7 protein-coding genes are annotated in these 10179 nt (G+C 42.7%); 3 read left to right on the top strand and 4 right to left on the bottom strand.

Features of this window, described 5'->3' with window-relative positions:
• The 4 genes from V7L29_RS04455 to V7L29_RS04440 all read right to left on the bottom strand — a co-directional run.
• Positions 1-3578 (bottom strand): NACHT and WD repeat domain-containing protein (locus V7L29_RS04455; RefSeq protein WP_334734662.1); only part of this gene is annotated, 3578 nt, incomplete at its 3' end.
• Positions 3579-3639: 61 nt separating this feature from the next.
• Positions 3640-3828: a hypothetical protein gene (locus V7L29_RS04450; protein WP_334734661.1), complete on the bottom strand. Its 189-nt coding sequence runs from the start codon at positions 3826-3828 to the stop codon at positions 3640-3642.
• Positions 3825-4025, bottom strand: a complete 201-nt coding sequence (locus V7L29_RS04445; RefSeq protein WP_334734660.1) for a hypothetical protein — start codon at positions 4023-4025, stop codon at positions 3825-3827. The genes V7L29_RS04450 and V7L29_RS04445 overlap by 4 nt, the downstream gene beginning before the upstream one ends.
• A gap of 30 nt (positions 4026-4055) precedes the next feature.
• The gene (locus V7L29_RS04440) at positions 4056-5405 is read right to left on the bottom strand and encodes an ATP-binding protein (RefSeq protein ID WP_334734659.1); all 1350 of its coding nucleotides are present in this window, start codon (positions 5403-5405) and stop codon (positions 4056-4058) included.
• A 376-nt stretch (positions 5406-5781) separates the two neighbouring features.
• Between V7L29_RS04440 and leuC the strand changes: the two genes are divergently transcribed.
• The 3 genes from leuC to V7L29_RS04425 all read left to right on the top strand — a co-directional run bounded on the left by leuC (position 5782) and on the right by V7L29_RS04425 (position 9989).
• Positions 5782-7185, top strand: coding sequence for a 3-isopropylmalate dehydratase large subunit (gene leuC / locus V7L29_RS04435; protein ID WP_334734658.1), 1404 nt, complete (start codon positions 5782-5784; stop codon positions 7183-7185).
• 114 nt (positions 7186-7299) lie between these two features.
• Positions 7300-7908, top strand: coding sequence for a 3-isopropylmalate dehydratase small subunit (leuD, locus tag V7L29_RS04430; RefSeq protein ID WP_334734657.1), 609 nt, complete (start codon positions 7300-7302; stop codon positions 7906-7908).
• 134 nt (positions 7909-8042) lie between these two features.
• Positions 8043-9989 (top strand): DUF4209 domain-containing protein, encoded by a 1947-nt coding sequence (locus V7L29_RS04425; RefSeq protein ID WP_442944131.1) that lies wholly within the window; start codon positions 8043-8045, stop codon positions 9987-9989.
• Positions 9990-10179: the final 190 nt, after the last annotated feature.

Here is a 10179-nt window from a genome sequence, read left to right as displayed (position 1 = left end):
CCATCCGGGCTGAACACCACGCTATAGACCGCACTGCTATGTCCACTCAGGGTTTGCAGAGGTTTGCCAGTGGCTGCATCCCAGAGTTTGATGGTCTTGTCACCACTTGCAGAAGCCAGCCTTTGCCCATCCGGGCTGAACACCACGCTATAGACCGCACTGCTATGTCCACTCAGGGTTTGCAGAGGTTTGCCAGTGGCTGCATCCCAGAGTTTGATGGTGTTGTCATAACTTGCAGAAGCCAGCCTTTGCCCATCCGGGCTGAACACCACGCTATAGACCCTATCGCTATGTCCACTCAGGGTTTGCAGAGGTTTGCCTGTGGCTGCATCCCAGAGTTTGATGGTCTTGTCACCACTTGCAGAAGCCAGCCTTTGCCCATCCGGGCTGAACACCACGCTTCTAACCCCATTGCCATCACCTATTAATGTATTCAGTTCTTGGAATTTGTTTTCTGGTTGTAAGTACACAGCTTTCCGCAATGCTCCCACAACCCGCGTCTGGGTGTCTACCGCTACCTTACCTGCATTTTTCAGTTTTCCGCCTGCTTTTAAGGCTTCTATCAATGCATCCTTGATTTCCCCAGAGGCAGAAAACGTGGCTGAAGAGTTAGCAAGGGCGTTGATTTCACTGATTGCAGCTTGTTTTGTTTCCTTTTCTGCCCTTTGTGCTGCATCCCAGGCTGTAACTGTTAGTCCAGCTAAGACTACTCCGGCTGCAACTGAACCAAAAAGGGCGCGTTTTAAAAAGCTATTGAGTTTTGCTTCACTCAGCTTTCTTTGCTTTCTTTCGTTTTCTAGTTGCGCCATTACCTGCTTTAACTTCGGTTCCTGTTGCTGGCGGATAAAGGCAGCGATGTAGTCATGCACCAGTTGATAACGGTCAGCCGGGTTTTCTGGTAGCAAAACCACTAAGCCGGATTGGACAAAAATCTCTAAAATCAAATCTAATTTGCTGATGTCAAAAGCTTTATCCCCCCTAGTTTCTAATCCCCCCGCCTGCGGCGACCCCCTTAAAAAGGGGGTAGAAGAAATTAAGCCCCCCTTTTTAAGGGGGGTTGGGGGGATCTCCGAGAAATACGCGAACAAATCGCGTTCCAACTCAGCGCGAGTCTTCAGAGGGCGAGTTCCTTTTTCATCCGTCAGCAAATAAAGTAATATATCTGCTGCTTGGTGATTTTCTTCACCACAATCATTAACAACTTCATCCAAATAACGCTTAACCAGTTCTTCTTTAGTGCCACGCTGCTGATATTCTACCAGAGTTGTAATATTCTCCGTTTGCAGTTGCGCCCCCACAACCTGCAACTCAATGGGACGAACTTCGCCCAATTCCCCGGCTAAATCTTGTACCAGTTGTTCAACTAAAGCAGGTTCTAAGTGAAAACTAGTATTTTCAGTTAAACGCTGAATAATTAACTTCGCATCATCAGGTGAGAAGTTCCCCAACTTGTAAAGCACATTATTACTGAGAATGTCATTGCCAATAATCTTCAGGCTGGACAAATCATTGCACTCTAACAAGTAATGGATATAATCTACCCGCAGCGATAAGATAACTTTCACCGATAGAACATTCAGACACTCTCCCAGAAACTCAAAGAATTGCTTCCTTTGTGCAGGTTCGGTGTAGACAAAGAAAAATTCCTCAAATTGATCAAAAATTAGCACTGTGCGAAGGTTGCGCTGTTCGTTTTCTTTGAGTCTGGATATTAAATATTGCGAATTTCCGAGTTCTGAGGGTGAATGTTGACCTTCTGAGGCTGAACGTTGACCTTCTGAGGCTGAACGTTGACCTTCTAACTCTCTCTCATCTCCTTTATCCCTCTCATCTCCGTCATCTCTCCCCAAAAGCCTCCCCAACTCTTCCACCCAGTTGGTGTAAACGCGCATTACCATCGGCAAATAATCTTGAATCCCAATCGCTTTATCCTTTAAAGCTGGTATCAGTCCCGCATTCACCAGAGAACTTTTGCCGACACCCGATTGCCCATGAATGACTATCAGCTTATAATCAGGGCGACCCATGCGTTCAATCAAACGTTCTACATCCAATAGGCGACCAGATGCAGCAATTTCTGGGGCTATATTTCCTTGGGGAGAGTTTGAGCGCAATGTCTCTACAAATGCCTGTTTTGTAGCTTCTAACCTCCCCGCACCAATAAACGCCCGCAAGCCAAATTGCTGTTCAATGGAACGCCGCTGCTGTTTGATTTTATATGCTTTGAGATATTCTTTCTGCTCAAAATAAAGCAGCTGCAAAAAACGGAGAATATCCAAGTAAAGCCTGACATCTTCTAGGGGATTACCCACATCCCTAGCAGTTTCTAAGCAAAGAGTTGCCTCTTGAATTTGACCTAAATGGTATTGAGAACGACCTAAAATAAACTGATATAAGCTCAAATCTTTTGATTTTAAAACTCTTTCGGGAATTTCAGATAAAACCCCTGAAATATTCGCTGATTCCAAATTGGGAATCGCAACAAAAACTTCCAAAGCTTGCTGAACAAGCTGATTTGCTTTCACCCAGTCTTTTTGAGCCAAAGCCACCTCAGCTAAAAAGCCGTAATCTTTGGCTAATTCCCTTGGCTGATTGTTAGTTTGATGTACTACTAAACCTTGTTCAGAAAGACTCTGCAACGTTTCCCACTTTTGCAAGTCTCGCAAGATATCACCGAATTTAATTACTGTATTAGCAATTAAATCTGGATTGTGAAACAGATTAATAAAATTTATATACTCTTGAATATAATGCCAAGCCGCTTGCCAATCTGGATGATTGATATCTGGATTTTTAAAAGCTTTGAGATAATAACAAACGCCAATCTCACCGAGGATTCTTGCCTGATGTTCTAAATTATTACTTTCCTGCCAGAGCTTATAAGCTTTGTGATAATGCTCTATCGCCAAATCTTTGTGATTATTTATCTGTTTAATAAAACCTAATAAAGATTCTAAATTAGCTTGAAGTTCTAAATTATATACATCTGGTTTGCTAAGTAAATATCTTTGCGCCGCTTCTAACTCATTTTCCAGTTTTAGATATACAGTTACGCTAAAGTTTAAGTTATTACTAAACCATTGATTAGCCGTTTCGATGATAAAATCTACTAATTCTTGTGTTGATATGGCAAAATTTCTCGTAGTTGCCCAACTTTCTAAATCTGGCGCAAACTGTATTAGTTGCTTGTAGATTTCATCGTCAATCCATATCACTAAGGGAAAAGCAAAATTCTTACGAAACTCTTCCCGCACCTGATTTGCAGAAGTTAACATCACAGACAAATTCTGTACTGATTCCAAACCGACAACCATTACACAGCCTGCTATTTCTTCGCCGAATTCTGACTGAATCGCAGTATAAAGAGTCTTGTTCGATTGCTGCACCGCCAAGACACGAATTTCGACTTGACAAATTTCATACAATTTCTGGATGAGGCGATCGCGCTCTCTAGCATAATTACACCGGGCCAAAATCAGCTTAAACCGCCCTACAGAGGACTCAATCGCCCAAGCTAATTGTTGCAGTGAGCGAGCGTTGTTTACATGGTCATCTTCTGATGGTTGCGAGTCGGTCATAAGTCATAAGCTGACGTAAATCTAGAGTGTAGGAGGCAGAGAAAGGATTAAAGACTACAAATTAAACTTCCTGGCGTTTTAACTCCTGTATCAATACTTGAGTGCGTTTGCTAGCTTCTCTTGCTTGCTGTCTAAAATACTTGGCTTGTTGACGGTCACTTAAACACACTTCAGATGCTTTTCTACTAAATTCAACAGCTTCTTTACTGAGTTCTTTAATACGAGTCTTTAACTCTGGGATTGTTTTCATATTTCCTCCTGTTCTGAAATTACAATCTCTAAATTTTCTATCTCTTCATAAAGTCTATCTGCTCTACTAGCTAGTAAGCTAGCGTCCTCAAAATCGTTGTTTTCTACGGCTTTATCCGAAGCTGAATACAATTCTTCTGTGATTTCGTGCAGTTGTGCATAAGCTTTTAACAAAACATTTCTGGTTTCTGGTTTCATAATCTAATTATTCATCGATTCCTTGCCTCCTCACTGCAACTCTGTTGCTTCAGCCAAAACCGGATTAACATCAAACCAAGACTTGCCACCATCCCGATATTCAAACACAAACCGACTGCGGATCAATTTTTGATATCCGTGGTCATCACTCACCTTTTTCCTTTCCTTGACATGACGTAACAATTGCCACTCATCATCAGAAATCGGTAACATGATTTCATTCCGCCGAGAACGAATCACTTGCTCTAAGGTTGCACGAGTTAGGGGAAGACTCATTTCTTCCATAATCCAGGTATTCAGCAGCCTCAGCACGTCGCGCACATGACCACCGCTGATTTTACATAACCGCTCTAGACTAGCAGCATTATCAAAAATCTCCGTAACTTTATTTAAACGCTCCTCTGGTGTCAAATCAGGAAAAGCTCTAGCTAGTACCATCTGCTGCATGAGTGCCATTCCCTCTACATGAACACTGCCATCAGTTTTTTGTACAGGTACCATTGGTAACACCTTGGGATCTTCTGGGAAACGCTGAGTCAACATTCCGTAATCATTGGAAAACTTCAAAGCCAAGGGCATGGTGTAGAGGAGATGACAATTAAGCCTTGTCAAAAACTCACCCTGATCGACAAATAAATATTCCTGCTGCGGACGACCCCAAGCTTTGACACGATTATCTATGCGGTCAAGATTATCAACAATTACCACCAGACCATTTTTACCCTGCTGTTTGAGTTTAGCCACGGCAGGTTCCAATAATTCTTGATTAATCGCTTCCAGCAGCTTAGTTTTTTGCGGTGCCAAATACTGATTGAGTTTTTCTCGCAGCGTTGGGTCATTTTTCATCTTGGTAGTGATTTCACCAATGCCCACAGACAGAGAAAGCTTATCTTTTTCAGAGGTGACACCAAAATCGCCGACATTGGGAACCTTAACTTTTACCCCCGTCACCTCGGAGTTTAAGACCTTCCAAGCACCTTGGAGCAACTCATTAAACTTGTTGGGTGACTCCAGTGTAATTTTATCCAAACTTTGACTCACCCGACGAGCGATCGCCAGCAACACATCAGCAATATCGACATTGGTCATTTCCAAGTCATCACTGGACTCAAAATAGACCACATGAAAACCTAACTTTTCCAGTTCTGCCTGTAACCGTAATAGTTCTGTCGATTTCCCACAACCAATATGTCCAGTAAATAAAGTGCAAGTGGGTTCATTGGGCTTAAAGAAAGTAATTTTCTGCTTCAGCTTGCCAAGAATATCACCACCTCGGACTGAGGAAAAATCGATGTAATACTTGCCATCAGAGCTATTGTTGACAAACAGAGTTCTGCTGGGATCGCTAGCCTGATAAAATTCCCGTAAATCTATGGGCATAATCCTGGTAGTGCAATTATCTCGTATTGTCTTAGATATCCTTGTTCAAAAGGATAAAGTTATTTACATCATTGCATTTAAATATTTCGGAGAATTTTCGCTTTTGCTGCCTCAAAGGTGATATTACCTCTCTTCTCTCTTCCTCTGTGTTCTCAGCGCCTCTGCGGTAGCCTGCGGCAAGCCGCTACGCGTCTACGTTAAGGAAGATTGAAACCACAGAGGCACAGAGAAGCCAGTGCGTTGCGGGGGTTCACCCCGTTGTAGCAACTGGCGCGGCATAGAGAAATAAAGATGTAAGTAATATTAAGTGATCTGCAAAAACCTATACTTTTTTTGATACTATTTAAGACCGGACTCTTTAAATATTGATTGACGTATGAGCAAAGGTACCCTGTTTGATAAAGTTTGGGACTTACACACCGTTGGTACACTTCCCTCAGGGCTAACGCAACTATTTATCGGGCTTCATCTAATTCATGAAGTCACCAGTCCCCAGGCTTTTGCTATGTTACGCGAGAGAAGTCTGAAAGTACTGTTTCCAAAGCGTACCGTCGCCACAGTCGATCATATTGTGCCGACAGAAAATCAGGCGCGTCCCTTTGCCGATAGCTTGGCAGAGGAAATGATTCAGGCGCTGGAAAATAACTGTCAAGAAAATAACATAACTTTTTACAATATTGGTTCTGGCAGTCAGGGTATAGTTCATGTCATCGCTCCAGAACTAGGAATCACCCAGCCAGGAATGACGATCGCTTGTGGAGATAGTCACACTTCCAGTCATGGGGCATTTGGTGCGATCGCATTTGGTATCGGTACTAGCCAAGTCCGGGATGTTCTCGCTTCCCAAACTCTCGCCCTCTCAAAACTGAAAGTCCGCAAAATTGAAGTTAACGGCACTCTCAACCCTGGAGTTTTCGCCAAAGATGTCATCCTGCATATCATCCGCACCCTTGGTGTTAAAGGTGGCGTGGGCTATGGCTACGAATTTGCAGGTACGACATTTGAGCAAATGAACATGGAAGAGAGGATGACAGTTTGCAATATGGCGATCGAAGGCGGTGCTAGATGCGGCTACGTCAATCCCGATCAAGTCACCTACGATTACCTCAAAGGCAGAGATTTTGCTCCCAAAGATGCGGATTGGGATAAAGCAGTGGCTTGGTGGAAATCCATAAAGAGTGATACTGATGCCCAGTACGACGATGTAGTAGTATTCGACGCTGCTGAAATTCCTCCTACTGTTACCTGGGGAATTACTCCCGGTCAAGGTATCGGTGTCAACCAGTCAGTGCCTCAACCGGAAGAACTGCTTGAAGAAGACCGATTCATTGCCGAAGAAGCTTACCGCTACATGGATTTATATCCTGGTCAACCCATCAAGGGAACCAAAATAGATGTCTGCTTTATTGGTAGTTGCACTAACGGCAGGATTAGTGATTTACGGGAAGCTGCGAAAATCGCCAAGGGTCGCCACGTTGCAGAGGGAATCAAAGCCTTCGTTGTCCCTGGTTCTGAAAGGGTGAAGGAAGAGGCGGAAGCTGAAGGACTGGATAAAATCTTTGAGGAAGCCGGATTTGAGTGGCGTGAACCGGGATGTTCCATGTGCCTAGCCATGAACCCCGATAAGCTACAAGGCAGACAAATCAGCGCCTCCTCTTCTAACCGCAACTTTAAAGGAAGACAGGGTTCATCTTCCGGTCGGACATTGTTAATGAGTCCGGCGATGGTCGCCACAGCTGCAATTAAAGGCGAAGTCTCTGATGTGCGCGAGTTGTTGTAACCCCACTTCGTGGCACAGAGAAATCTCTTAAACTTTTCTTTCTTTGTGTCCTTAGCGTTCTTTGCGGTATCCTGCGGGAAGCCACTTCGTGTCTACGTTTTCTATATAAAATTTATGGTGAGTGAAGTTAAAACAGTTTCAGGGCGCGGTATACCGTTAGTGGGCAATGATATAGATACCGATCGCATTATTCCCGCGCGATATTTGAAAGCCGTTACCTTTGATGGATTAGGCGAAGGCGCATTTATTGATGACCGGACAGCACTCAAAGGTGAACATCCCTTTGACCAACCGCAGTATCAAGGCGCGAAGATTTTAATAGTCAATAGAAATTTTGGCTGTGGTTCATCACGAGAACATGCACCCCAAGCGATCGCAAAATGGGGAATCCAAGCTTTAATCGGTGAAAGTTTTGCAGAAATCTTTTTTGGTAACTGTGTAGCAATGGGGATACCATGTGTGACAGCCGATGCTGTTACTGTTAAACAACTGCAAGATTTAGTCGCTGCTAATCCTCAAGCCGCCGTAACAGTGAATTTGGAAACCTTGCAAGTGCGAATTGGTGATTATATTGTTTCAGTTGCGATCGAAGAAGGTACCAGAAGCACATTTATTTCTGGGACTTGGGACGCTTGCGGTCAGTTGGTGGCGAATGCTGACCAAGTTCGGGCAACAGCTGCAAAATTACCCTACGTCGGTTGGGGCAATTTAGCCGCGAGTTAGCATTCTCTCATTCCCTGGCTCTGCCGGGGAATGTTAATTTATAGCTTTTATTTGCATTATTCAGCTAGAGCTAACAATAGCCTGATCTATTTCAGATTTGGCATAGTAGATATATAGCTGAGTAATTCTAAACTATGCCATTAATAAACCCTCCTCTCACTAAAGAAGATTTTATTAACTCTCGCTGGCAGGACGTGATTAATAGCAGCGAGAGAAAAGAGTGTAGTGCTTACAACAAAGTCTTCTGGAACAAGGCACAAGAAGCCAAAGAGGCAGGAAATGTCAGAGAACAGTCTGTCTTTGAGATTCTGGCGTTCGTGACTGGTGCTGCAATTATTAAGCCAGAATCAACAGAGGAGTTTTTTGCTAATGTTTTCCAAAATCTTACTGATGAACATTTAAATTTTCTTACTGAAATTGCTCCTGAAATATCATATCCAGAACTTCAAGCACGAATTGCGGACATTCTCTGGATCAAAAAGCGCAATTATCAAATGGCACAGTTAGCTGTTACAGCCTACTTACAATCTGCCACAGAATTAGAAGATCCTGAAAAGTGGAGTTGGTGTTTCGAGAGGATTGAACGGGCACTTCGGCTAGCACGCAAAATTAATTATCAAGCTGAAGTAGTTGTCGCACACATAGAGGCAGTTCTTAATCGCTACAACGGAGAAGATCCACTGTGGCTGTCAGTAAAGCTTATGGAGCTTTTACAAGAATACAAACTCGGTAATCCAACTAAATATGCTGCTCTGGCTGAGAAAGCCGCAACCCTAGCAGAATCATGCAATGATTGGCGTAGGGCTAGAAACTATTGGGAAATTAAAGCAAAATGGCATCGTTTTGAAAAAGATGAAGATAGTGAACGTACAGCACAAATGCGGGCGGCTGAAACTTATGTAAAAGAAGCTGAAGATAGCCTTAAGGGTACAGATCCAAGCTACCTGCGCGCATTAAATTTTATGGAGAAAGCTTTTGAAGCTTTTATGAATGTCCGAGGTAATAACCAAGAAACTATTGCTGCAAAGGAAAAAGCTGACGAGGTTCGCAAGCTTCTTAGCCAATATCAAGAGCAATCCTTAAATGAGTTAGTTCCAATTTCTCATGAGACAGATATTAGTGTTCAAGTGAATATAGCTAGATCACATGTTAAAGGTAAAGAATTTGATAATGCACTTTTTTATCTAGCATTTCTAGGAACACCACATAAAGTCTCTCACCTTCGACAAGAAGTCTTGAAAATAGCTGTTGAAAATCCACTGTCTCATTTATTTCCATCTGCAATGATTAATCAGATGGGTAAAGTTGTAGCTCGTCAATCCAAGTCAGTTTTATCCAATAATCCAGATGAAGTAGAAGCGGCAATTCTTTTTGAGATGTACAAAAATGGAGTTCATTATCAAGTATTTCATGCTCAAGCTTACATTGAACCAGCTAGATATCAAATAAATTTGGAACATAGTGTACAAGAAAAAGACTTATTTGCAATAGTTTCAAACAACCCCTTTGTACCATCGGGGAGAGAACATCAGTTTGCAAAAGGGCTTTACGCCGGATTAACTGGAGATTTCATCACTTCCACTCATACTCTTATTCCTCAGATTGAAAATTCTGTTCGTTATTTACTCAGAAAGCACGGTGCGTTACCCTCAAAAATTGATCTCGATAAGGGAATTGAAGATGAACGCGATTTGAATACTACTCTTTTTCCCCTCAACTATCCACAAATAAACTCAATTTTTGATAAAGACACACTTTTTGATCTTCAAGGTTTATTAATTGAACGTTCCGGTTCAAATTTAAGAAACCGCATGGCTCACGGTTTAATTAATGATAGTGAGTTCCACAGCCCTATCATGTCTTACTTATGGTGGGTTACATTACGGCTTTGTTGTTTGCCAATCTTGCAACAGCAACAGCAGGTTAAAGAGTCCACCAATCCTTGGGTTAAGTTTGATGGTATTTTCAAAGATGACCCACTTTTTGATGATTTTGTAGAAGAGATGGCTGCAAATCGACGTGAATTAGATGCAGAAGTCGCTGCTTATGAAGCTTCCTTAGAGGAGAATCAGTCAGCTTGAGCCAATATATCCTCGATACTGATCATTTACTCTTTCTCAACATGGTAATTCTAAAATTCTACAACGTGCTCAAGCTGTCGGAAGTTCTAACATATTTATAGCAATCGCCAGATTGGTTAGGACACTAAGCTCAGGACGTGTTCCATCGCCATCCGCAAGGTAGGGAAGTACTCCAGTTGCTTGCGGATAC

The organism is Nostoc sp. (assembly GCF_036916575.1).
Taxonomy (GTDB): Bacteria; Cyanobacteriota; Cyanobacteriia; order Cyanobacteriales; family Nostocaceae; genus Nostoc.
This window is presented reverse-complemented; position numbering and strand designations above follow the sequence as displayed.

Excerpts from the sequence above, each read along its gene's own strand:
- V7L29_RS04450 (WP_334734661.1), bottom strand. The coding sequence starts at position 3,828 with ATGAAAACAATCCCAGAGTTAAAGACTCGTATTAAAGAACTCAGTAAA.
- V7L29_RS04445 (WP_334734660.1), bottom strand. The coding sequence starts at position 4,025 with ATGAAACCAGAAACCAGAAATGTTTTGTTAAAAGCTTATGCACAACTG.
- V7L29_RS04440 (WP_334734659.1), bottom strand. The coding sequence starts at position 5,405 with ATGCCCATAGATTTACGGGAATTTTATCAGGCTAGCGATCCCAGCAGA.
- leuC (WP_334734658.1), top strand. The coding sequence starts at position 5,782 with ATGAGCAAAGGTACCCTGTTTGATAAAGTTTGGGACTTACACACCGTT.
- leuD (WP_334734657.1), top strand. The coding sequence starts at position 7,300 with ATGGTGAGTGAAGTTAAAACAGTTTCAGGGCGCGGTATACCGTTAGTG.
- V7L29_RS04425 (WP_442944131.1), top strand. The coding sequence starts at position 8,043 with ATGCCATTAATAAACCCTCCTCTCACTAAAGAAGATTTTATTAACTCT.